The organism is Pseudomonas helleri (genome assembly GCF_001043025.1).
GTDB classification, from domain to species: Bacteria; Pseudomonadota; Gammaproteobacteria; order Pseudomonadales; family Pseudomonadaceae; genus Aquipseudomonas; species Aquipseudomonas helleri.
In genome coordinates this window covers 114,637-137,042 of the sequence record NZ_JYLD01000010.1, presented here as the reverse complement: position 1 = coordinate 137,042, position 22,406 = coordinate 114,637, and the positions used below count along the sequence as shown (strand labels likewise).

Genomic DNA, 22,406 nt, shown 5'->3' with positions numbered 1-22,406 from the left:
AAGAGATAAATCAAATGGAAACGTTCACCGCGTTAAAACTGCTGCATGGCGTGTCGACACTGCTGCTGTTTGTCAGTGCGCTTGTATTGCTGGTTGTGGTGATTCGCCGTCGGCGTGCCGGTGACGCCTTCCTGGCGGGTGGCCTGGTGCGCCGCCCGTGGGCGTTTCTCTGGGGGCTGATGGGCCTGTGCCTGCTGGCGCTGCCGGTGAGTGGCTGGTTTTTGGTGCACATGGCGGGTTGGCCGCTGAGCCAGCTGTGGTTGCTGGGCGGGAGCAGTTTGTACCTGCTGGGTGGCTTGAGCTGGTTGTGGCTGTTGGTACGCCTCAACCGCTTGCGGCTGGGGCGAATGGCCAAACACCCGGGCTTTACCGTGGTGCTGGCGGCTTTTTGTGCGATTTGCTTTATTGCGATTGCGGCCATGATGGGCGCAAAACCGGTTTAACCACCCCCTGTAGGAGCGAGCTTGCCTCGCGATCTTTTGACTTTAAAGATCGCGAGGCAAGCTCGCTCCTACAGGATTGGGTTTAATCGCGCAGCGAAATCACTGGCCAGCCACGTTTAACCGCTTCTGCCCGCAAGTTTTCATCCGGGTCGACGGCCACGGCGTGGGTCACTTGCTCCAGCAATGGCAGGTCGTTCATCGAATCGCTGTAAAAGTAGCTGTCTTCGAGGCTGTGGCCGTTTTCTGCCATCCAGCGGTTCAGGCGTGTCACTTTGCCTTCACGGAAGCACGGCACGTCGGTACTGCGGCCGGTGTAACGGCCATCAACGATCTCGCATTCAGTGGCGATCAAATGTTCCACGCCCAGCTTTGCCGCAATGGGTGCGGTGATAAAACGGTTGGTCGCGGTGATGATCACCAGCGTATCGCCCGCGTCGCGGTGTTTGGCCAACAGTGCCTGGGCTTTTGGCAGCATCAGTTTGCCAATGCAGTCGTGCATGAATTCTCGGTGCCATTGATCGAGTTGATCCATGTCATTTTTGCCAAAAATTTCCATGCTGAAATTAAGATAGGCGGCATTGTCGAGCTTGCCGGCCAGGTAATCCTTGTAAAACTCGTCGTTACGGGCTTTGTAGGCGTCACCGTCGAGAATGCCGCGTTCGCAGAGGTAATCGCCCCACGCGTGGTCGCTGTCGCCGCCTAAAAGGGTGTTGTCCAAGTCGAATAAAGCCAAACGCATTGCAATTACCCGCTGAGCTGTCGGTTGAAAGCCCACAAGAATACGGTCTTTTAATAAGAGTGCACATAAGGCAGGAAGGCGCGTTGCTGCTTTCACAACCTTTGTGGAACAATGCGGCGACATGCGTTTGCGAGGTTGTTGCCGTGATCGACCCCGATGGTTTCCGTCCTAATGTCGGGATTATTCTGACAAATGATGCCGGACAGGTACTGTGGGCTCGCCGTATCAATCAAGACGCGTGGCAGTTTCCACAGGGCGGAATCAACCCTGATGAGACGCCGGAAGACGCCTTGTATCGCGAGCTGAACGAAGAAGTTGGCCTGGAACGCGAAGATGTAGAAATACTCGCCTGCACGCGAGGCTGGTTGCGTTATCGTTTGCCGCAACGCCTGGTCCGTACCCACAGCCAACCGCTGTGCATCGGCCAGAAGCAAAAGTGGTTTTTGCTGCGCCTGGTCTCGAATGAGCAACGGGTGCGGATGGATTTAACCGGTAAACCGGAATTCGATGGCTGGCGCTGGGTCAGCTATTGGTATCCGTTGGGCCAGGTGGTGACATTCAAGCGCGAGGTCTACCGTCGCGCGCTCAAAGAACTTGCACCGCGCCTATTAACGCGCGCCTGACACGGAGTTCGACCCCGAGCCATGCTCAATACGCTGCGCAAGATCGTCCAGGAAGTAAACGCTGCCAAAGATCTCAGGGCGGCGTTGGGGATTATTGTGTTGCGCGTCAAAGAGGCCATGGGCAGCCAGGTCTGCTCGGTCTATTTGCTTGATCCAGAGACCAACCGTTTTGTACTGATGGCCACCGAGGGCTTGAACAAGCGCTCGATCGGCAAAGTCAGCATGGCACCCAACGAAGGCCTGGTCGGTCTGGTGGGTACCCGCGAAGAGCCTCTGAACCTCGAAAACGCCGCCGATCACCCGCGCTACCGCTACTTTGCCGAAACCGGTGAGGAGCGCTATGCCTCATTCCTCGGCGCGCCGATTATCCACCACCGCCGTGTGGTGGGGGTGTTGGTCATTCAGCAAAAAGAACGCCGCCAGTTCGATGAAGGTGAAGAAGCCTTCCTCGTGACCATGAGCGCGCAATTGGCCGGGGTTATTGCCCACGCAGAAGCCACGGGGTCGATTCGTGGCCTGGGGCGTCAGGGCAAAGGTATCCAGGAAGCCAAGTTCGTCGGCGTGCCCGGTTCGCCCGGCGCCGCGGTCGGTACCGCGGTGGTCATGCTGCCTCCGGCCGATCTGGACGTGGTGCCCGACAAGACCATCACCGATATTCCTGCCGAAATAGCGCTGTTCAAAAACGCCCTCGAAGGCGTGCGCAACGACATGCGCGCGGTGTCGAAAAAGCTCGCCACGCAACTGCGCCCCGAAGAGCAGGCGCTGTTCGACGTGTACCTGATGATGCTCGACGACGCCTCGCTGGGCAGCGAAGTCAAAAATGTGATCAAGACCGGTCAGTGGGCCCAGGGCGCGCTGCGTCAGGTGGTGACTGATCACGTCAACCGTTTCGAATTGATGGACGACGACTACCTGCGCGAGCGGGCGTCGGACGTGCGTGACCTCGGGCGCCGCTTGCTGGCCTATTTGCAGCACGATCACCAGCAAACCATGGTCTACCCCGACAACACCATTCTGGTCAGTGAAGAACTGACCGCGACCATGCTCGGCGAAGTGCCTGAAGGCAAGCTGGTGGGCCTGGTTTCGGTATTGGGTTCGGGTAACTCCCACGTGGCGATTCTGGCCCGTGCCATGGGCATCCCGACCGTGATGGGCCTGGTTGACCTGCCGTACTCCAAGGTCGACGGCATCCAGTTGATCGTCGACGGCTACCACGGTGAGGTCTACACCAACCCCAGCGACGTGTTGCGCAAGCAATACGCCGACGTAGTTGAAGAAGAACGCCAGTTGTCCCAGGGCCTCGACGCCCTGCGCGAGCTGCCGTGCATCACCCCGGACGGCCACCGCATGCCGCTGTGGGTCAACACCGGCCTGTTGGCCGATGTGGCGCGCGCGCAACAGCGGGGCGCAGAAGGCGTAGGTCTGTACCGCACCGAAGTGCCGTTCATGATCAACCAGCGTTTCCCGAGCGAAAAAGAGCAACTGGCGATTTATCGCGAGCAGTTGGCGGCCTTCCATCCGCAGCCGGTGACCATGCGCAGCCTGGACATTGGCGGCGACAAGTCGCTGTCGTACTTCCCGATCAAAGAAGACAACCCGTTCCTGGGCTGGCGCGGGATCCGCGTGACCCTCGACCACCCGGAAATCTTTCTGGTGCAGGCCCGGGCCATGCTCAAGGCCAGCGAAGGCCTGAACAACCTGCGCATCTTGCTGCCGATGATCTCCGGCACCCACGAACTCGAAGAAGCCCTGCACCTGCTGCACCGTGCCTGGGGTGAAGTGCGCGACGAAGGCACCGACGTGCCGATGCCGCCGATTGGCGTGATGATCGAAGTCCCAGCGGCGGTGTACCAGACCAAAGAGCTGGCCCGTCAGGTGGACTTTTTGTCGGTAGGTTCCAACGACTTGACCCAGTACCTGCTTGCGGTGGACCGCAACAACCCGCGGGTGGCCGATTTGTACGACTACCTGCACCCGGCCGTGCTGCAAGCCTTGCAGGCGGTGGTGCGTGACGCCCACGCCGAAGGCAAGCCTGCGAGTATCTGCGGTGAAATGGCCGGTGACCCGGCGGCTGCGATCTTGTTGATGGCCATGGGTTTTGACAGCCTGTCGATGAACGCCACCAACTTGCCCAAGGTGAAGTGGATGTTGCGCCAGGTTAGCCTGAGCCGGGCCAAGGAGTTGCTGGCTGAAGTCATGACCATCGACAACCCGCAAGTCATCCGCAGTACCATCCAGCTGGCCCTGAAAAACATGGGCCTGACGCGCATGATGAACCCGGCGGCGATCAAGCCTTATTAAAACCCTGTAGTCGCTGCCGAGGTACGAGGCTGCGATGGGTTGCGCAGCGACCCCATACAGCGGGCCTGCGGCCCGTATCGCAGCCTCGTGCCTCGGCAGCGACTACAGGTTTTGGCATGAGTCAGGGGTGTTCCAGCCGCACCTCACCCAAACGCCCGCCCAGCGGCCCGAAGCTGTGCTCCACCATCACCCGTGAACCATCGGCATTGACGATCAGCGCCGTGCTGGCGCGGGTGCCGTAATTGGGGCTGGCGATAAACACACTCGACAACAACGTCTCCGTGGCCAGCCCGACGCCGGTGTCCGGCAATTTATTGAAGGGCGCTGCTTGCGGGTCTTTGAGCAGGGCCAGCAAGGCTTGCGGCTGCGGGTCGTTCAGCACCTCGGCCAGCGCCGCCTTGGCCCTGAGCAGCTTGGGCCACGGGGTGTCCAGCCCGGCATTCGACAAGCCATAAATCCCCGCACTCAAGGGCTGCGGCACCAGCTCTTTGGAATTGAAATGCCAGAGCTGGTCACCATCCCCCAGCAGCAGATTAAAACCGGCATAACTCAGCCTTCGTCGGTCAACATCCTCGAAATACTCAGCAATGGGCTGATTGCCACTCAAAAAATCAGACACCAGCTCACCCCGCGAATGCCGCCCGGGCGGTTGGTGCGGTTCACGGATATTGGTCAGTGCGGCAAAGCGGCCATTGGCCCCTATGCCGAGCCAGGTGCCGCCTGCCTGCAGGTCACGCCCGGCAAACACCTGCGGTGCTTCAACCCACTGGGCCAGCGGTTTAGTGGGGCGCGCATAAAATTCATCGCGGTTGGCCGCAACGACCAGAGGCTGTGCGTGGCCGGGGCGCCAAGCGAAGACAATCAGGCACATGGGCAGTCCTTAATGTTTTTTTAATCACTGTACTTATAGATTGCCCCTGCGTGTTACGCCATGCGGGATGGAGCCCGAGCCCTTGCTCCGTTACCATGCGGATCAAAAATAGGGGGCGTCATGGAATTTCTGCTCTATCTGGTGTTGGGGGGCTTCGCTGGGGTACTGGCCGGATTGTTCGGAGTCGGTGGCGGGCTGATCATCGTGCCGGTGCTGGTGTTCAGTTTCACCTTGCAAGGTTTCAGCAACGAGGTGTTGACCCATTTGGCCGTTGGCACGTCATTGGCGACCATTATCTTTACCTCGATCAACTCAGTGATTGCGCACAACCGCAAAGGCGCGGTGCTGTGGCCTCTGTTTGCCTGGATGAGCCTGGGCATTCTGGTCGGGGCCGGGATAGGCGCATTGACCGCCGAGGCGATCTCAGGCCCGCACTTGCAGAAAATCATTGGCGTGTTTGCCGTGATCATCGCCCTGCAAATGGCCCTGGACTTAAAACCCAAGGCCAGCCGAACGGTGCCGGGCAAGGTGGGTCTGAGCTTGGCCGGTAGCGTGATTGGCTGGGCGTCGGCGATTTTCGGTATCGGCGGCGGCTCGCTGACCGTGCCGTTTTTGACCTGGCGCGGCGTGACCATGCAGCAAGCCGTGGCCACTTCGTCGGCCTGCGGTTTGCCCATCGCGGTTGCCGGTGCGTTAAGTTTCATGATGATTGGCTGGCACAACCCTGACTTGCCCGCGCATAGTCTCGGGTTTGTTTACATACCCGCGTTGGTCGGGATCGCCCTGACCAGCATGTTTTTTGCCCGTTTCGGTGCGCGTTTGGCCCACAAACTTTCGCCGCGCCTGCTGAAACGGCTGTTTGCCGCACTGTTGTTCTGTGTCGGTTTGAGTTTCCTGATCTAACGAGGAGTCGCAATGCTGCCTTACCCGCAGATTGACCCGGTGGCATTGGCTATCGGACCGCTGAAAATCCATTGGTACGGCTTGATGTACCTGATCGGCATTGGCGCCGCCTGGCTGATCCTGTCGCGACGTCTCAACCGCTTCGACCCGACCTGGGACAAAGAGAAACTCTCGGACCTGGTGTTTTGGGTGGCCATGGGCGTGATAGTCGGCGGCCGCCTGGGCTACGTGCTGTTCTACGACCTGAGCGCCTACATCGCCAACCCGCTGCTGATTTTTGAAGTGTGGAAAGGCGGCATGGCGTTCCACGGCGGTCTGATCGGTGTGATGCTGGCGACCTGGTGGTTCGGCAAGCGCAACGGCAAATCGTTCTTCCAGATCCTCGACTTCATCGCCCCTGTGGTGCCGATTGGTCTGGGCGCAGGGCGCATTGGTAACTTCATCAACGGCGAGTTGTGGGGCAAGGCCAGCGACGTGCCGTGGGCAATGATCTTCCCCACCGACCCACAACAATTGGCGCGCCATCCGTCGCAGCTTTACCAGTTTGCCCTGGAAGGTGTGGCACTGTTCCTGGTGCTGTGGCTGTACTCGCGCAAACCTCGCCCTACAATGGCGGTTTCCGGGATGTTTGCTCTGTTTTACGGGATCTTCCGTTTCATCGTCGAGTTCGTCCGCGTGCCGGACGCTCAGCTAGGCTATCTGGCGTTCGGCTGGGTAACGATGGGGCAAATCCTCTGCCTGCCGATGATCGCGGGCGGCCTGTTCCTGATCTGGCTGGCCTACAACCGTGATCCGGCGGCTCAAAAAGCTGCGCATTAAATTCGAATCGCAGGGCCTGCGCGGCCCTGCATTCAAACGCTAGGAAAACCATGAAGCAATATCTTGACCTCGTTGCCAACGTCATTAAAAACGGCACCTTGCAAGCCAACCGTACCGGCGTGAAGACCATCAGTCTGCCGGGCGCCATGTTGCGCTACGACCTCAAAGAAGGCTTCCCGGCCATCACTACGCGCCGCATGGCGTTCAAATCGGCGATTGGCGAGATGTGCGGCTTTTTGCGCCCGGTCAACAGCGCCGCTGACTTCCGTGAGTTGGGCTGCAAGGTCTGGGACCAGAACGCCAACGAAAACGCCCAATGGCTGGCCAACCCGTTCCGTCAGGGCGAAGACGACCTGGGCGAGATCTACGGCGTGCAATGGCGCAAGTGGCCAGCCTACAAGCAAGTGGCGCGCAGCAACCAGGCCGCCATCGAGTTGTGCCTGAGCCAGGGTTATCGCCAGATCGCCGAAGGTGAAGAAGACGGCGCGGCCTACGTGGTGCTGTACAAAGCCATCGACCAGGTACGCCAGTGCGTCGACACGATCATCAATGACCCGGGCAGCCGCCGTATTCTGTTCCACGGCTGGAACTGCGCCCAGCTCGACGAAATGGCCCTGCCGCCGTGCCACCTGCTGTACCAGTTCCACCCGAACGTCGAGACCAAGGAAATCTCCCTGACTCTCTATATCCGTTCCAACGACCTGGGCCTGGGCACGCCGTTCAACCTGACCGAAGGCGCCGCGTTGCTGAGCCTGATCGGCCGCCTGACCGGCTACACGCCGCGCTGGTTCACCTACTTCATTGGCGATGCCCACGTGTATGAAAACCACTTGGACATGCTCAACGAACAGCTGACCCGCGAACCGTTCCCGATGCCAAAACTGGTGATCTCGGACCGCGTACCGGAATTCGCCAAGACCGGCGTTTACCAGCCGGAGTGGCTGGAACTGATCGAGCCGGGCGACTTCAGCCTCGAAGGCTACCAGCACCACGCTCCCATGACCGCGCCGATGGCGGTGTAACCCGCGTCCCTCGCGCCTTGTGGGAGCGGGTTTGCTCGCGATCGAATCGCTGTGGTCTAAAAGAGCACCGAGTCGTTTGTATCGCGAGCAAGCCCGCTCCCACGGGGCGAGGGTGTTGGGCTAATGCCCGTGGCTTCTGCCCACATGGCTTGGCTCGCCTTCTGGCGCTGCCACTGAACCGCTGACTTCCAGACGCTGCAAAATCGCGCACTGATCCATCCCCGGCCCTTCGCCACAGCGTTGGCGCAGGTCGAGCAGTTGCGCCTGCAAAGCTTGCAAGCCATCAATGCGCGCCTTGACGTGGTGGATGTGCTCGTCGATCAACGCATTCACGCTTTCGCATTGGTCCTGCGGGCTATCGCGCAGGTTGAGCAGGCTGCGGATTTCTTCGAGGGTCATGTCCAGGCTGCGGCAATTGCGGATAAACGTCAGCCGCTCGACATGCGCCTGGGTGTACAAACGGTAGTTGCCGTCACTGCGCGCAGGCTCTGGCAACAAGCCTTCACGCTCGTAATAACGGATGGTTTCGACCTGACAATCGGTCAATTTCGCCAGTTCACCAATCTTCATCGCGCTTATCTCCCAAAGGATGCTTGACCCTATAGTGGCTACAGGGTCTTTACTTGGCAACAGGCACCTTTTTGGACGCACCCGATGAGCGACTCCATTCACACTCCGCACACACCACACGCTGACCATGACCATGACCATGACCACGGCCATGAGGAAAAGCACGACCACGCCAGCCACGCGCACAGTTGCTGTTCAAGCGCTGCCGGGCCGAGCGTGATCAAACTCAGCGCCACGCCCACCGTGGGCGCGCGCCTGAGCAGTTTCCGCATTAAAGCCATGGACTGCCCGACCGAGCAAACCCTGATCCAGAACAAGCTGGGCAAGCTGGCCGGTGTGCAGCAGTTGGAGTTCAACCTGATCAATCGCGTGCTGGTGGTGACCCACGACCTGCCGTCGACTGATCCGATTGTCGCGGCCATTAAATCCCTGGGCATGCAGGCCGACCCGCTGCAAACCGGCGCCGATGCTGACGCGCCGCTGCCGCCTGCGCCGAAAAAGCATTGGTGGCCGTTGGCGGTGTCCGGTGTCGGTGCATTGGCGGCAGAAGTGCTGCACTTCACCGGCGCTGCGCCGACCTGGGTGATTGCTTTGGTGGCGCTGGTGTCGATCTTCAGCGGCGGCCTGACCACCTACAAAAAAGGCTGGATTGCCCTTAAAAACTTCAACCTGAACATCAACGCGCTGATGAGCATCGCCGTGACCGGCGCCCTGCTGATCGGCCAATGGCCCGAAGCGGCGATGGTGATGTTCCTGTTTACCGTGGCCGAGCTGATCGAAGCCAAGTCCCTGGACCGTGCGCGCAACGCCATCAGCGGCCTGATGCAAATGGCCCCGGACAAAGCCACCGTGCAGCAAGCCGACGGCACATGGCTGGAACGTGAGGTTAAAGACGTCGAGCTGGGCGCCATCGTGCGGGTTAAACCCGGCGAGCGCATTGGCCTGGACGGCGAAGTGGTGGCGGGCAGCTCAAGCATCGATCAGGCGCCGATTACCGGCGAGAGCCTGCCGGTGGAAAAAACCGTGGGCGATAAAGTCTTTGCGGGCACCATCAACCAGGCCGGTTCGCTGGAGTTCCGCGTTACCGCGGCGGCCAACCACTCGACCCTGGCACGCATCATCCTCGCTGTGGAACAAGCCCAGGGTGCCCGTGCGCCGACCCAGCGTTTTGTTGACAGCTTCTCCAAAATCTACACCCCGGTGGTGTTCCTGCTGGCTCTGGCTGTGGCGATTATCCCGCCGCTGTTTATGGGCGAGGCGTGGTTCGACTGGATCTACCGTGCGCTGGTGCTGCTGGTGGTGGCGTGCCCGTGCGCGCTGGTGATCTCGACCCCGGTAACCATCGTCAGCGGTCTGGCGGCCGCTGCGCGTAAAGGCATCCTGGTCAAAGGCGGTGTGTACCTCGAAAGCGGCCACAAGCTGGACTTTTTGGCGCTGGATAAAACCGGCACCATCACCCACGGCAAGCCGGTGCAAACCGACTACCTGCCGCTCGACCCGCTGCACACTGAGAGCGCGGTGTTGCTGGCTGCAAGCCTGGCTTCGCGTTCAGATCACCCGGTGTCAATGGCCGTGGCCAATGCCGCTGTGGATAAAAACCTCGCGCTGTGCACTGTGGATAACTTCACGGCGCTGGCCGGGCGTGGCGTGCGTGGCGACATCGACGGCAAGGTTTACCACTTGGGCAACCACCGCCTGATCGAAGAGCTGGGCCTGTGTTCGCCCGCCCTTGAAGAGAAGCTCTTTGCGTTGGAAGAGCAAGGTAAAACCGTGATCTTGCTGATCGACAGCGCAGGCCCCATGGCGTTGTTCGCCGTGGCCGACACGGTCAAGCAAACCAGCCGCGAAGCAATCCGCGAGTTGCACGCGCTGGGGGTCAAAACCCTGATGCTGACCGGCGACAACCCGCACACCGCCAACGCGATTGCGGCCCAGGTGGGCATCGACCAGGCGCAGGGCAACCTGCTGCCGGAGGACAAACTCAAAGCCATCGAAGCCCTTTATGCACAGGGCCATCACGTGGGCATGGTCGGTGACGGCATCAACGACGCCCCGGCGTTGGCTCGCGCCGAGATCGGTTTTGCCATGGCGGCAGCGGGTACGGATACCGCTATTGAGACCGCAGATGTCGCCCTGATGGACGACGATCTGCGCAAAATACCGGCTTTCATTCGCTTGTCACGGGACACCGCGAGCATCCTTAAACAGAACATTGCCTTGGCATTGGTCATTAAAGCGATCTTTCTTGCGGTAACCTTCATGGGCTTGGCCACCATGTGGATGGCCGTCTTTGCTGACATGGGCGTGAGCCTGTTGGTGGTGTTTAACGGGTTGCGCCTGGTGCGCAAATAGATCAAGAGAGGCCACAGTGCTGAGTGCCGAGCTGAAAGCGTTTTACCGGGTGGCCCAGTTGGGCAGCATCACACAGGCGGCGAAAAAGCTCGGGTTGAGCCAGCCGACCGTGACCACCCAGATCCGCCAGCTCGAAAGCCAGTACGGTGTAGAACTGTTCTACCGTGGCGGGCGGCGCCTGACCCTCAGCGATGAAGGCGTGCGCTTGCTGCCCATGGTTAAAACGCTGTTGCAGCAAGAAGCCGATATCGAGTTCTTTTTGCGCAACAGCGGTCACGGCACCGGCACGTTGCGCATCGCCGCCACCGCGCCGTATTACATCCTTGATCTGGTCAAAGCCTTCCGCGAGCGCCTGCCGCAGATTGTCGTGTCGGTAGACATTGGCAATTCCCAGCAAGTGCTCGAAGCGCTGGACGAATACCGCGTCGACATCGCCGCCTCGTCGCAACTGCTCGAAGACCCACGGCTGATACGCCGGGTTCTGGGCTCCGACCCGCTGGTGGTGGCGGTGCACCGCAATCACCCGCTGGCCAAGCTCGATCACGTGCCGCTGAGTGCCTTGGCCGGGCATTGCCTGTTGATGCGCGAGCAAGGCTCGACCACGCGTAAATTGACCGAAGAACTGCTCAGCAGCGCCGGGGTCGGCTTTGGCCCGCTGCTGGAAATTGGCAGCCGCGAGTCGATCCGCGAAGCGGTGCTGCGCGGTATCGGCATCAGCATCATCGCCCGCCAGGAAGTCCCCCACGACCCGCAACTGCGCGTACTGACCCTCGAAGGTGCGCCGCTGATCGCCGAGTATTTGTACTGCCTCAAAGAGCGAAAATCAGCGCGCTTGCCTGCGGCTTTTCTGGGGCTGGCGCAGGAAATGGCCCCGGCCTGACCCCCTGTAGGAGCGAACTTGCCTCGCGATCTTTTGATCTTTTTAAAAGCTCGCGAGCAAGCCCGCTCCCACAGGGATGTTGTGAGCATTACTCCCAAATCCACCAATACCTCTATCGGCAGCTTTTGCCTGACTGCCACATCTTGTACGCATAGCGCCTCTAGGATGACCCCATCTGCTTGATGAGGTGCATCCATGAACCGCTCGAACGCAACCCCTTTGACCCAACCCGGCGTGCCGATGAAGGTGCGCAACGTGAGCAAGCGCTTTGGCGCTTTTACCGCGCTGGACAACGTCTCGCTGGAGGTGGCGGCGGGTGAGCTGGTGTGTCTGCTCGGGCCTTCGGGGTGCGGTAAAACCACCTTGCTGCGCTGCATCGCTGGGCTGGAGCGTCAGGACGAAGGCGTTTTGTACCTCGGTTCACGGGATGTCTCAGACCTCGCCCCGCAAGCCCGGGACTACGGGATCCTGTTTCAGTCCTACGCACTGTTCCCCAACCTGACCGTTGAGGCCAATATCGCCTACGGCCTGGCTGGCAGCAACCGCGACGTGGTGCGCAAGCGCGTCAGCGAGATGCTCGAACTGGTGGGCCTCACGGGCAGCGAAAAGAAATTCCCCGGCCAACTGTCCGGCGGTCAGCAGCAGCGAGTCGCCCTGGCCCGCGCTTTGGCGCCTGCACCGTCGCTGCTCTTGCTCGACGAACCGATGTCGGCCCTGGATGCCCGGGTGCGCGAGCATTTGTGCACCGAGTTGCGCCAATTGCAGCGCAGCCTGGGCATCACCACTTTGATGGTGACCCACAACCAGGACGAAGCCATGCTGATGGCCGACCGCATCGCCGTGATGAACAACGGCAAGGTCGAGCAGTACGCCACCCCGCAAGAGATCTACAACAAGCCCGCCACGCCCTTTGTTGCCGAGTTTGTCGGGCAAGGCAACTGGCTGCCGTTTGACCATAACAGCGGCACCTACGCGCAGGTCGGCGGGGTCAATATGCGCTTGGCGGCCGACGCGGGGCGCGTCGAGTCGGGGCGGCTGTTTTGTCGCCCCGAGGCAATCAGCGTGAACCCGGTGCTGCACGAAGAAAACCTGTTCCCGGCACGGGTGCGGGACATCACCTTCCTCGGCAATCGCTGCCGCATGAGCTTCGAACTCAACCACCTGCCGGGCCACCCGCTCACCGCCGAAGTCGGCAGCCAGGATTTGCCGCGTCTCGGCGCCCAGGACATCTTCGTCGCCTTGCCGCCGAACAGCCTTCAGGTGTTTGCCTGACATGGCCGCGCCAATGACCTTGCCCCTGTCCGACACCCTGGCCCGTAACGCTGCGCGGGCTGAACGGGGCGACACGTTGTTTGTCCTCGGCGGCAAACTGCTGTTGCTGCTGTTATTGGCCATTGCCGTGCTGATGCCGTTGCTGGCGATCTTCTGGCGTGGTTTCAGTGCGCAAGACGGCCAGGGCGGTGGCTGGGTCGCCGCGCGGGAGTTGGTGACCAGCGATAACTTTCATTGGCTGGTGGGTAACAGCCTCAAAGTGTCGCTCAGCGTGGCGGCGATAGTCGTGCCGCTGGCGTACCTGTTTGCCTACGCGTTGCAACGCACCTTGATCCCCGGCAAGCGCGTCTGGCGCGGGTTGTCGTTGCTGCCACTGATGGCGCCGTCGATGTTGCCGGGCATTGCCCTGGTGTATTTGTTCGGCAATCAGGGCCTGCTTCGCGGGCTGATTGCAGACAACATCTACGGTTTCTGGGGCATCGTCCTTGGCGAGGTGATCTACACCTTTCCTCATGCTTTGATGATTCTGCTGTCCGCCTTGTCGCTGGCCGATGCCCGGTTATTTGATGCGGCATCGAGCATGGGCGCGGGGCCATTCAAAGCCTTTCGCAGCATCACCTGGCCGGGGACGCGTCAGGCCGTGTTCGCCGCGTTTTGCCTGGTGTTCACCCTGACCATCACCGACTTCGGCGTGCCCGTGGTGGTGGGTGGCGACTATCAGGTGCTGGCGCTGGAAGCCTACAAAGCGGTGGTCGGGCAGCAACAGTTTGGTCGCGGCGCCTTGATTGGCATGGTCTTGCTGTTGCCCGCGCTGTTCAGCTTCGGCGTCGATGCCTGGCTGCGCCGTCAGCACGGCGACGCCATGAGCGGCCGTGCCCAGGTGTTCAAGCCGGTGCCTTCGAGGCTGCGAGATGGCTGCTACCTGGCCATCGTGTTGCTGATCTGCGCCGCCTTGCTGCTGGTGTTCGGGATGGCGGTGTACTCATCGCTGGTCAAATTTTGGCCGTACAACCTGTCGCTGTCCCTCAACCACTACCAGTTCAATGACACCGCCGGTGGCGGCTGGCTGGCCTACCGCAACAGCGTGACCATGGCCCTGTGCACGGCGCTGATCGGCAGCGCGGTGATCTTCACCGGCGCCTACCTGATGGAAAAAACCCACACCCAGAAGCGCCTGAACCTGGTGCTGCGCATGCTCAGCTTCATCCCCATGGCGGTGCCGGGTTTGGTGCTGGGGTTGGGCTACGTGTTTTTCTTCAACCTGCCGGGTAATCCGCTGCATGTGTTCTACGGGACCATGGCGCTGCTGGTGGTGTGCACCATTGCTCACTATTTGACCACTGCGCAAATGACCGCCACCACTGCATTGCGCCAGCTTGACGGCGAGTTCGAAGCCGCTGCGCTGTCGCTCAAGGCGCCGCTGTACCGCCATTACTGGCGCGTCACCGTACCGATTTGCCTGCCCGCGCTGCTGGACATCGTGCGCTACCTGTTCGTCTCGGCAATGACCACCGTGTCGGCGGCGATCTTCCTCTACAGCCCCGACACCATCCTCGCGGCGGTGGCGGTGCTGAACATGGACGACGCCGGCAACGTTGGCGGCGCGGCGGCCATGTCGACCCTGATTTTGCTGACCTCCATTGGCGTGTCCCTGCTCCTGGCCTGGGCTTCACGCGGCGTGTTGCGCCGCTCCCAAGCCTGGCGCCAAGGCGCACCGGCGCAATAACCCTTCCACCTCAAGGAACCGCACCATGTTCAAGCCTCTTGCTCTTGTCGCTGCTGTCCTCACCGCTTTGAGCGTTAACGCGTTTGCTGCAAAGACCGAGCTAACCGTCTACACCGCCCTCGAAGCCGAGCAACTGAAGAGCTACAAACAAGCTTTCGAGAAGGCCAACCCGGACGTTGAGATCAAGTGGGTGCGTGACTCCACCGGCATCATCACCGCCAAACTGCTCGCTGAAAAAGACCGCCCGCAGGCGGATGCTGTCTGGGGCCTGGCCGCGTCGAGCCTGGCGATCCTTGATCAGCAAGGCATGCTGCAACCCTACGCACCGCAAGACCTGGCCAAAATCGGCCCCAACTACCGTGACCCGGCCAATCCACCGGCCTGGGTCGGCATGGACGTGTGGGCCGCGACCATTTGCTTCAACACGGTTGAGGCCGAAAAGCAGGGCCTGAGCAAGCCGGTGAGCTGGCAAGACCTGACCAAGCCCGAGTACAAGGGCAAGATCGTGATGCCGAACCCGGCGTCGTCCGGCACGGGTTTTCTGGACGTGAGCGCGTGGCTGCAAACCTTTGGCGAGAAGCAGGGCTGGGTGTACATGGACGGCCTGCACCAGAACATCGGCCAATACGTTCACTCCGGTTCCAAGCCATGCAAATTGGCCGCCTCGGGCGAGTTCCCGATTGGCATTTCGTTTGAATACCCGGCTGTGCAGCTCAAGCGCCAGGGCGCGCCACTGGACATCATCCTGCCTAAAGAAGGCCTGGGCTGGGAGATCGAAGCCACGGCCGTGATTAAAGGCACGCCCCATGAAGCGGCGGCACAAAAGCTCGCTGACTTCTCAGCCAGCCCGGCGGCGATGGAGCTTTATAAAGAGAACTTCGCCGTGCTCGCGCAGCCTGGAATTGCCAAGCCGCAGACAGAATTGCCGGCTGACTACGAGCAACGCCTGATCAAAAACGACTTCGCCTGGGCCTCAAAAAACCGCGATCACATTTTGACCGAATGGCGCAAACGCTATGACGGCAAGTCCGAGAAAGTGGCCGAATAACTCTTCAGTAACCTGACCCTGTAGGAGCGAGCTTGCCTCGCGATCTTTTGATCTTTTAAAAAATCGCGAGGCAAGCTCGCTCCTACAGGGATTGGATGTGCTCTTCAGGACAGGTGTATGACTATTCTTATCGTCGGCGCTGGCATTCTGGGTTTGTCCCATGCCTACGCGGCCGCCAAACGCGGGCTTAAGGTCCATGTCTTCGAACGCACACACACGCCCTTGGGCGCGTCGGTGCGCAACTTCGGCCAGGCGCTGGTCACCGGCCAGCCACCGGGGGTGATGCTCGATCTGGCCCGGGCCAGCCGGGGTATCTGGGGCGAGTGGGCGCAGCAGGCGGGCTTTGACCTCAAACGCAACGGCGCGTACCTGTTTGCCCGCACCGAGGCTGAAGAACACCTGCTGGAGGCCTTTTGCCAAGGCCGTGCCCGTGAACACGGTTATCGCGCCGAACTGCTGCGCGGTGCCGAACTGGACGCCCTCTACGGCGGCCAGTTCAACCACCATCGCGCCGCGTTGCACGGGCTGGACGACCAGCAGGTGTATTCGCGTGAGGCCATTCCGGCGCTGGTGCAGTACCTGCAGCGCGACTTCGGCGTCGAGTTTCACTTTTCAACCCTGGTGCGCGACGTCGAGCCGGGGCAGGTTCACACCACGGCGGGCAGCTTTAAAGGCGCGCAGGTGATTGTCTGTTCAGGGCACGACTATCAAACCCTGCTGGCCGAGCCACTGGCGACGCTCAACCCACAGGTTTGTCGCCTGCAAATGCTGCGAGTGCGGCCAACAATCGACTTGCAGCTGCAACACGCCTTGCTCACCGGCCTGAGCTGCGTGCATTACGGCGCCTTTGCCGATTTGCCGGAAGCGACCGCGGTGCAGGCCGAGATTCTGCGCGACAGCCCGTACCTGGATGAGCACGGCATTCATTTGTTGATCAGTCCGACGCCCTACGGCGAGTTGATCGTCGGTGATTCACATAATTACGGCAGCGATCCATCACCGTTTAACGCCGAACAGGTCGATAACTGGATGCTGCAACTGTGCGAAGACACACTGGGCTGTGAAGTGCAGGTGATGGAGCGCTGGCAAGGCGTTTATGGCGCGCGCGGGGCTAAGCCGTTTACTTGGCTGCCGGTGGCGCCGGGCCTGAGCGCCGCCTTGATGCAAACCGGCGTGGGCATGAGCGTGGGTCCGGCGATGGCCGAGCGCAACATCGCGCGTTTACTGGAGGAGGCGTGATGACCCCGACACAACTGGCGGTAGAACGGGTTTTTGCCTTGTATCAGCAGTTCGGCACCGACGATTATATCGGCGAGCCGGTGTCACAGCTCGAACACATGTCCCAGGCGGCGCAGTTGGCGATTGCCGAAGGGCATGACGATGAAGTGGTATTGGCCGCGTTCTTTCATGACATTGGGCATTTGTGCGTCAAAGATGCGCCGAACATGGGCGGATACGGCGTGGTCAGCCATGAACAGGTGGGCGCCGATTACCTGCGCCAGGCGGGTTTTAGTGAGCGCATGGCCAAACTGGTGGAATACCACGTGCAGGCCAAGCGCTACCTGACGTTGCGTCAGCCCGGCTATTACGACCTGTTGAGCGAAGCCAGTATCAGGACGTTGGGTTACCAGGGCGGCGTGATGAGCGAAGCCGAGGCCGATGCCTTTGAGCAAGACCCGCTGTGCGGGCTTAGCCTGCGCATGCGCCTGTGGGATGAACAGGCCAAGCAATTGCACACCCCGCTCATCGACCTGCAACTGCTCAAGGCCAAAGCCTTGAACCTGTTAAACACCTAACCCTTGTGGGAGCGGGCTTGCTCGCGATGAAATCACCGCGTTTTAGCGGATGCACCGTGTTGCCTGTATCGCGAGCAAGCCCGCTCCCACAGAAGAGGTGCCGTAGTCAGATTTGCTCGGCCAGCAACTCGATCTGCTCCTGGCGCTCGGCCTGGCTCAATTTGGGGTGCGGGTTGAGCGATGACCATTGCGGGTACGCCCGGGCTTTATTGAGCGGCTCGGGCAGTTTGCCTTCGCGCCAGGTTTTGTCCTGCGGGGTGGCGACCTGGATGCTGTCGACGGCCGCATGCCCGCGAGCGTTCAGCGCGTGCAGCAACTGGCGTTGGCGCAAGGCCAGCAAGCGCAATACGCTGTCGTCCACAGTCAGTTCGCGCTGGCCCTTGAGCTTGCCCAGCAAGCGGCTGCCATAGCTGCGCGCCGTTTGCAGCGCGCCTCCGGCAATCGCCCCGGCCAGTGCTGCGGCGCCCAGGGTCAGGCCGCCGACCATTAAGTCCACACCCGCCCCGGCAGCGGCGCCGGCGGCAATCCCGCTGCCCACGCGCACCCCCAATTGCTTGAGGGTTTCGGGGTTGAACAAGTCGTCGCCCCAACGTCCGTCCAGCAACGGCAAGTCGCTGGCCGCCGCGTCCTGGGGGCGAAAACCGTACAGCTTGAGCAGCGCCTCGACGCAGCGTTGTTCACGCTGGCGAACCGCTTCGCGCAGTTGATTGATGGCCTGTTGCTCGACAGTTTTTTCGCTGGCCACGCTACGCCGGCACGCGGCGCAGTCAATCAACAGTTCCGCGATCATGCGCAGGGCGCTGTGTTTGCGTGCTTCGCGTTGAGCCTCCTGATCAGTGATCAAGCGTTGCAGCGCGCCGCGTGAATGCTCCAGCAGCAAGGCGAGGCTTTCATACAGGCGGCGCTCGCCGTCTTCCGGCGGGGCCACGCTGTCAAAACGCACCAGCGCATGCAGGCCGAGCCGGGCCAAGGCGTCGCGCCATTCAGGCTCGCGGTGCTGCGGGCTGCTGACAAAGTTGAGCACCGGCAACAGCGGCTTGCCGCAACTGGCCAGTACGCTGAGTTCGTCGCGGTATTTGGCCAGCACCGGCTCGCGGGCGTCGATCACATACAGCCCGGCGTCCGAGGCCAGCAACTGGCGCAGCACTTTGGCTTCTTGTTCAAACCGCTGGCGCGCTTCGCTGCCGTCGAGAAACCGTGCAACCCGCGCCGGGCCGTCAAGGCGCTCGCCGGGGCGGTCGAGGCGTTCCAGATAGTCGAGCAGGGCGATGGCGTCTTCCAGCCCCGGCGTGTCGTACAACTCCAGCAGCGGTTCGCCGTCCACCGACAACCGCGCGCCTTCCACATGCCGGGTGGTGCTGGGGCGATGGGACACTTCGCCAAAGCCGACATCGCGGGTGAGGGTGCGCAGCAGCGAGGTTTTGCCGACATTGGTGTGGCCGACCACGGCCAGCGTCAGTGGCTTAGTCATGGCCTGTCTCCAGCCAGTTGATGGGTGCGCTGGTGGCAAACGGCAGCCCGAGTTTTTCCAGGGCATGGTGCCAGTCGCTCAGGCGGTCGGCGTCCAGCGCCTGGCCGGGTGGTGCTTGCAGCAGCCAGATGCGGGTGGCGGCTGCGCTGCGCGCCAGTTCGCCGATCAGTGCAAGGCTGCCCCGGTCGGGCGAGCGCCGTGGGTCGCAGGCAATCGCCAGCCGTGCAGGCGGGAAGCGGGTCATTTGCTCCAGCAGTTTTTGCCGGGACTCGCGGCTGTCGAGGATGCCCGCGTCTTTGACCGTGGTCGGCAATTTGGGCGGCCACGGGTGCTGGTCGTCCAGCTCGATGGCGACGATCAGCGCGCCATCGGTGTCCAGGTCGGTCTGCCCGGCGTGCACGTTATGCAACTGCTCGGGGGCTACGTCGTTGACCCCAAGGCGCTCGCTGCTCGGCATCAGGCGTTCGCGCAGTTGGCTGTAGCCGGGCAGGGTGAGGTCCAGTTGCAGCGCGTTGCGCCCCCGGATCCAGCGCCAACGGCAGAAGGCCGCGAGCAACAGACGCGGCAACACACCGTAGACCACGACTACGCCCACCAGCCACACGGCCCAGGCCTGACGCACGGCTTCGCTGCTGTAAGCGGTGTCGGTACTGGCGCGGATCATCGCTTCGGTCGGCCCGCTAAACCCAAGCCACCCGGGCACCACGCCCAAGGCGCGGGTGGCGCTGACAAACACATCGGCGCTCAAAATGGTGGTTTCCCAGACAAAGCCGTAACGGCGGGTGGCCATCAGCAAGAGCATGAGCGTCAGCGCGCTGAGCATTGCCAGTAGCCACAAGCCATTGACCAAGGTACCCAGCGCCCAGCGATTGAGTTTTTGCCGTTGCAGCACCAGCAACAACGCCGGGGCCAACTGCGCAGCCTTGGCGTCGCGGGCAAACTTGTCGCTGAGCCACAGCCACAAACGGCCAAGGCTGGCGCTGTGTTCACCGGCGAAAACCAGCCCCAGCAGCCAACTGATCAGCAAAATCAGGTTGATGCCGAGCAGGCTGCCGAGTGCCCAGAACACATTGACCGGGGTTTGCCCATTGCCCAGCGCGGCAAAGGCCAGCCCGCCGCCGCTGATGACGGCCAGCACGGCGAGGCCCAGCAGCGCCAGGCGTGAGCCTTGCAGCCAATGGCGCATGGCCGTGACCAGGCCATCGCGCTCGGCCAGCCACAGCGCACGGTTTTGCAGGCGTGTGCTCAGATCACCGGCGCTGTTGCGGGCGCGGCGGTTGGCTTCCAGATCGTCCAGCGGGCCTGCGTGTTCTTCGCGCAGGCGCACGGTTTCGGTCAGCCAAAGACGTTGCAACGGGGAAAGTTCAGTCACGCGGCATTCCATTCAAGTGAGTCATGAGCATAACCGCTGTATGCCAGTTAGTCAGGCGGGGTACTGACAGCGCCGGCGGCTCTGGTATCCTCGGCGGCATGAAAAAATCACTCCCCCTCTGCCTGATTGCGGCCCTCGGTGAAAACCGTGTGATCGGCGTCGACAACAGCATGCCGTGGCATTTGCCGGCGGATTTCAAATATTTCAAGGCCACCACCTTGGGCAAGCCGATCATCATGGGTCGCAAGACCTGGGATTCGCTGGGCCGCCCGCTGCCGGGGCGCTTGAACCTGGTGGTAAGTCGTCAGACCGGCTTGCAGCTCGAAGGTGCCGAAGTGTTTGCTTCGCTTGAGGCCGCCGTCGAGCGCGCCGAAGCCTGGGCCATTGAGCACGAAGTGAACGAGCTGATGCTGATTGGCGGCGCGCAGTTGTACACCCAAGGGCTGGCGGATGCCGACCGGCTGTACCTGACGCGTGTGGATCTGAGCCCGCAAGGGGATGCGTGGTTTCCTGAGTTCGATCAGGCGCAGTGGACGTTGGTGTCAGAAGACAAGCATGACGCCGCAGAGGGAAAACCGGCGTTCAGCTTTGAGGTGTGGGAGCGGCTGTAAGGCTGACACATCCCCTGTAGGAGCGAGCTTGCCTCGCGATCTTTTGATCTTCTAAAAGATCGCGAGGCAAGCTCGCTCCTACAAGGGATTGAGGGTTAGGCGTGCGCCAGATCACCATGATCGTCTTCGGCCAGAATGGCCTTGTCGGTCTGGTGCAACGCTTGGCTGGTGACCGTACCGGCGACCATCGAGCCGCTGACGTTCAGCGCCGTGCGGCCCATGTCGATCAACGGCTCAACCGAGATCAGCAACGCCACCAATGACACCGGCAAGCCCATGGCCGGGAGCACGATCAGGGCCGCGAAGGTTGCACCGCCGCCCACGCCCGCAACGCCCACCGAACTGATGGTCACAATGGCCACCAACGAAGCGATCCACACCGGGTCCATCGGGTTGATGCCGACCGTGGGGGCAACCATCACCGCGAGCATGGCCGGGTACAGACCTGCACAGCCGTTTTGCCCGATGGTCGCGCCAAACGAGGCCGCAAAGCTGGCAATCGAAGCCGGAATGCCCAAGCGGCGAGTTTGCGCTTCTATGCTCAGCGGGATGCTCGCCGCGCTCGAACGGCTGGTGAAGGCGAAGGTCAGCACCGGCCAGACTTTGCGGAAGAAGCGCAGCGGGTTAACCCCCGACATCGACAAAATCACCCCGTGAATCACGAACATCAGCGCCAGGCCGATGTACGACACCACCACAAAGCTGCCCAGCTTGAGGATGTCTTGCAGGTTGGAGGTGGCGACCACTTTGGTCATCAGCGCCAACACGCCGTACGGGGTCAGTTTCATCACCAGACGCACCAGACGCATCACCCAGGCTTGCAGGGTGTCGATGGCGTTGAGCACTTTGCTGCCTTTTTCCGGCTCGTCCTTGAACAGTTGCAGGGCGGCAATGCCAAGGAAGGCGGCGAAGATCACCACGCTGATGATCGACGTCGGCTTGGCGCGGGCCAGGTCAGCGAACGGGTTCTGCGGGATAAACGACAGCAGCAACTGCGGCACGTTAAGGTCTGAGACCTTGCCGGCGTAGTCGCTCTGGATCACGTGCAGGCGGCTGATTTCGGCAGCGCCCGCGACCAGGCCATCGGCGGTGAGGCCGAACAGGTTGGTCAGGCCGATGCCCACCAGCGCCGCGATCATGGTGGTAAACAGCAACGTGCCGATGGTCAGGAAACTGATCTTGCCCAGCGACGAGGCGTTATGCAGGCGCGCCACGGCGCTCAGGATCGAGGCAAAGACCAGCGGGATGACGATCATCTGCAGCAGTTGCACGTAGCCACTGCCGACCAGTTCGAACCAGCCAATGGAGGTTTTAAGGGTTTGGCTGTCCGTGCCGTAGACCAGGTGCAAGCCCAAGCCAAAGAGCACGCCGATAACCAGCGCCAGCAGGACTTTTTTTGCCAGGCTCCACGCGGTGTGGCGGGTCAGCGACAAGCCGAACAGCAACGCGAGGAACACCAGCAGATTGAGAATCAGCGGGACATTCATGAGGGCTCCGGGGGAGAGGGGGACGACGCAGGTGACGTCTTCAAGCGATAAAATTTTCGAACCGGAAATGCTAACAGGTTGATATAGCTCGAAATATATC

Annotated in this window: 20 protein-coding genes; 14 read left to right on the top strand and 6 right to left on the bottom strand. The window is 61.4% G+C overall.

The window, feature by feature from the left end; translation table 11 throughout:
* The first annotated feature begins 14 nt into the window (after nucleotides 1–14).
* Nucleotides 15–443 (top strand): DUF2269 family protein, encoded by a 429-nt coding sequence (locus TU84_RS17185; protein ID WP_048371066.1) that lies wholly within the window; start codon nucleotides 15–17, stop codon nucleotides 441–443.
* Nucleotides 444–525: 82 nt separating this feature from the next.
* On the opposite strand, the gene TU84_RS17180 is transcribed toward TU84_RS17185, so the two are convergent.
* Nucleotides 526–1,182: a histidinol-phosphatase gene (locus TU84_RS17180; RefSeq protein WP_048371060.1), complete on the bottom strand. Its 657-nt coding sequence runs from the start codon at nucleotides 1,180–1,182 to the stop codon at nucleotides 526–528.
* 143 nt (nucleotides 1,183–1,325) lie between these two features.
* On the opposite strand from TU84_RS17180, the gene TU84_RS17175 reads away from it, so the two are divergent.
* Nucleotides 1,326–1,805: an RNA pyrophosphohydrolase gene (locus TU84_RS17175; RefSeq protein ID WP_019828104.1), complete on the top strand. Its 480-nt coding sequence runs from the start codon at nucleotides 1,326–1,328 to the stop codon at nucleotides 1,803–1,805.
* A gap of 21 nt (nucleotides 1,806–1,826) precedes the next feature.
* Entirely contained in the window at nucleotides 1,827–4,106 is a 2,280-nt protein-coding gene (gene ptsP / locus TU84_RS17170) for a phosphoenolpyruvate--protein phosphotransferase (RefSeq protein WP_048371058.1), read from the top strand.
* 121 nt (nucleotides 4,107–4,227) lie between these two features.
* Here the strand turns inward: ptsP and TU84_RS17165 are convergent, their stop codons facing one another.
* Nucleotides 4,228–4,977, bottom strand: coding sequence for an NRDE family protein (locus TU84_RS17165; RefSeq protein WP_048371056.1), 750 nt, complete (start codon nucleotides 4,975–4,977; stop codon nucleotides 4,228–4,230).
* A gap of 120 nt (nucleotides 4,978–5,097) precedes the next feature.
* Between TU84_RS17165 and TU84_RS17160 the strand changes: the two genes are divergently transcribed.
* Genes TU84_RS17160 through TU84_RS17150 form a run of 3 tightly spaced genes read left to right on the top strand, consistent with a single transcriptional unit; the run spans nucleotide 5,098 to nucleotide 7,721 of the window.
* Nucleotides 5,098–5,880, top strand: coding sequence for a sulfite exporter TauE/SafE family protein (locus TU84_RS17160; protein WP_048371054.1), 783 nt, complete (start codon nucleotides 5,098–5,100; stop codon nucleotides 5,878–5,880).
* A 12-nt stretch (nucleotides 5,881–5,892) separates the two neighbouring features.
* Nucleotides 5,893–6,699 carry a prolipoprotein diacylglyceryl transferase gene (gene lgt / locus TU84_RS17155; protein WP_048371053.1) on the top strand — a complete coding sequence of 269 codons (807 nt, stop codon included), beginning with the start codon at nucleotides 5,893–5,895 and terminating at the stop codon, nucleotides 6,697–6,699.
* Between the two features lie 50 nt (nucleotides 6,700–6,749).
* The gene (locus TU84_RS17150; protein ID WP_048371051.1) at nucleotides 6,750–7,721 is read left to right on the top strand and encodes a thymidylate synthase; all 972 of its coding nucleotides are present in this window, start codon (nucleotides 6,750–6,752) and stop codon (nucleotides 7,719–7,721) included.
* Between the two features lie 120 nt (nucleotides 7,722–7,841).
* Here the strand turns inward: TU84_RS17150 and cadR are convergent, their stop codons facing one another.
* Complete coding sequence (gene cadR / locus TU84_RS17145; protein ID WP_048371049.1) at nucleotides 7,842–8,291, bottom strand: Cd(II)/Pb(II)-responsive transcriptional regulator; 450 nt, start codon at nucleotides 8,289–8,291, stop codon at nucleotides 7,842–7,844.
* An 84-nt stretch (nucleotides 8,292–8,375) separates the two neighbouring features.
* Between cadR and TU84_RS17140 the strand changes: the two genes are divergently transcribed.
* From TU84_RS17140 to TU84_RS17110, 7 genes are all read left to right on the top strand, one after another.
* The gene (locus TU84_RS17140; protein WP_048371047.1) at nucleotides 8,376–10,643 is read left to right on the top strand and encodes a heavy metal translocating P-type ATPase; all 2,268 of its coding nucleotides are present in this window, start codon (nucleotides 8,376–8,378) and stop codon (nucleotides 10,641–10,643) included.
* 16 nt (nucleotides 10,644–10,659) lie between these two features.
* On the top strand, nucleotides 10,660–11,523 hold the full coding sequence (locus tag TU84_RS17135) for a LysR family transcriptional regulator (protein WP_048371046.1): 864 nt from the start codon (nucleotides 10,660–10,662) through the stop codon (nucleotides 11,521–11,523).
* Nucleotides 11,524–11,718: 195 nt separating this feature from the next.
* Nucleotides 11,719–12,795 carry a putative 2-aminoethylphosphonate ABC transporter ATP-binding protein gene (locus tag TU84_RS17130; protein WP_048371044.1) on the top strand — a complete coding sequence of 359 codons (1,077 nt, stop codon included), beginning with the start codon at nucleotides 11,719–11,721 and terminating at the stop codon, nucleotides 12,793–12,795.
* 1 nt (nucleotide 12,796) lies between these two features.
* On the top strand, nucleotides 12,797–14,521 hold the full coding sequence (locus TU84_RS17125) for a putative 2-aminoethylphosphonate ABC transporter permease subunit (RefSeq protein ID WP_048371042.1): 1,725 nt from the start codon (nucleotides 12,797–12,799) through the stop codon (nucleotides 14,519–14,521).
* Between the two features lie 25 nt (nucleotides 14,522–14,546).
* Nucleotides 14,547–15,569, top strand: a complete 1,023-nt coding sequence (locus tag TU84_RS17120) for a putative 2-aminoethylphosphonate ABC transporter substrate-binding protein (RefSeq protein WP_048371040.1) — start codon at nucleotides 14,547–14,549, stop codon at nucleotides 15,567–15,569.
* 117 nt (nucleotides 15,570–15,686) lie between these two features.
* Nucleotides 15,687–16,808 carry a TIGR03364 family FAD-dependent oxidoreductase gene (locus tag TU84_RS17115; protein ID WP_048371038.1) on the top strand — a complete coding sequence of 374 codons (1,122 nt, stop codon included), beginning with the start codon at nucleotides 15,687–15,689 and terminating at the stop codon, nucleotides 16,806–16,808.
* Entirely contained in the window at nucleotides 16,808–17,365 is a 558-nt protein-coding gene (locus TU84_RS17110) for a phosphonate degradation HD-domain oxygenase (protein ID WP_048371034.1), read from the top strand. The genes TU84_RS17115 and TU84_RS17110 overlap by 1 nt, the downstream gene beginning before the upstream one ends.
* Before the next feature lie 106 nt (nucleotides 17,366–17,471).
* On the opposite strand, the gene TU84_RS17105 is transcribed toward TU84_RS17110, so the two are convergent.
* Nucleotides 17,472–18,836, bottom strand: coding sequence for a GTPase/DUF3482 domain-containing protein (locus TU84_RS17105; RefSeq protein WP_048371033.1), 1,365 nt, complete (start codon nucleotides 18,834–18,836; stop codon nucleotides 17,472–17,474).
* A complete protein-coding gene (locus TU84_RS17100) occupies nucleotides 18,829–20,208 on the bottom strand; it encodes a DUF2868 domain-containing protein (RefSeq protein ID WP_048371205.1) in 1,380 nt (459 codons plus the stop codon). Before TU84_RS17100 ends, TU84_RS17105 begins: the two co-directional genes overlap by 8 nt.
* A 98-nt stretch (nucleotides 20,209–20,306) precedes the next feature.
* Here TU84_RS17100 and TU84_RS17095 point away from each other — a divergent pair, with 98 nt between their 5' ends.
* On the top strand, nucleotides 20,307–20,819 hold the full coding sequence (locus TU84_RS17095; protein WP_048371031.1) for a dihydrofolate reductase: 513 nt from the start codon (nucleotides 20,307–20,309) through the stop codon (nucleotides 20,817–20,819).
* 95 nt (nucleotides 20,820–20,914) lie between these two features.
* On the opposite strand, the gene TU84_RS17090 is transcribed toward TU84_RS17095, so the two are convergent.
* Entirely contained in the window at nucleotides 20,915–22,306 is a 1,392-nt protein-coding gene (locus TU84_RS17090; protein ID WP_048371029.1) for an L-cystine transporter, read from the bottom strand.
* Nucleotides 22,307–22,406 lie beyond the last annotated feature (100 nt).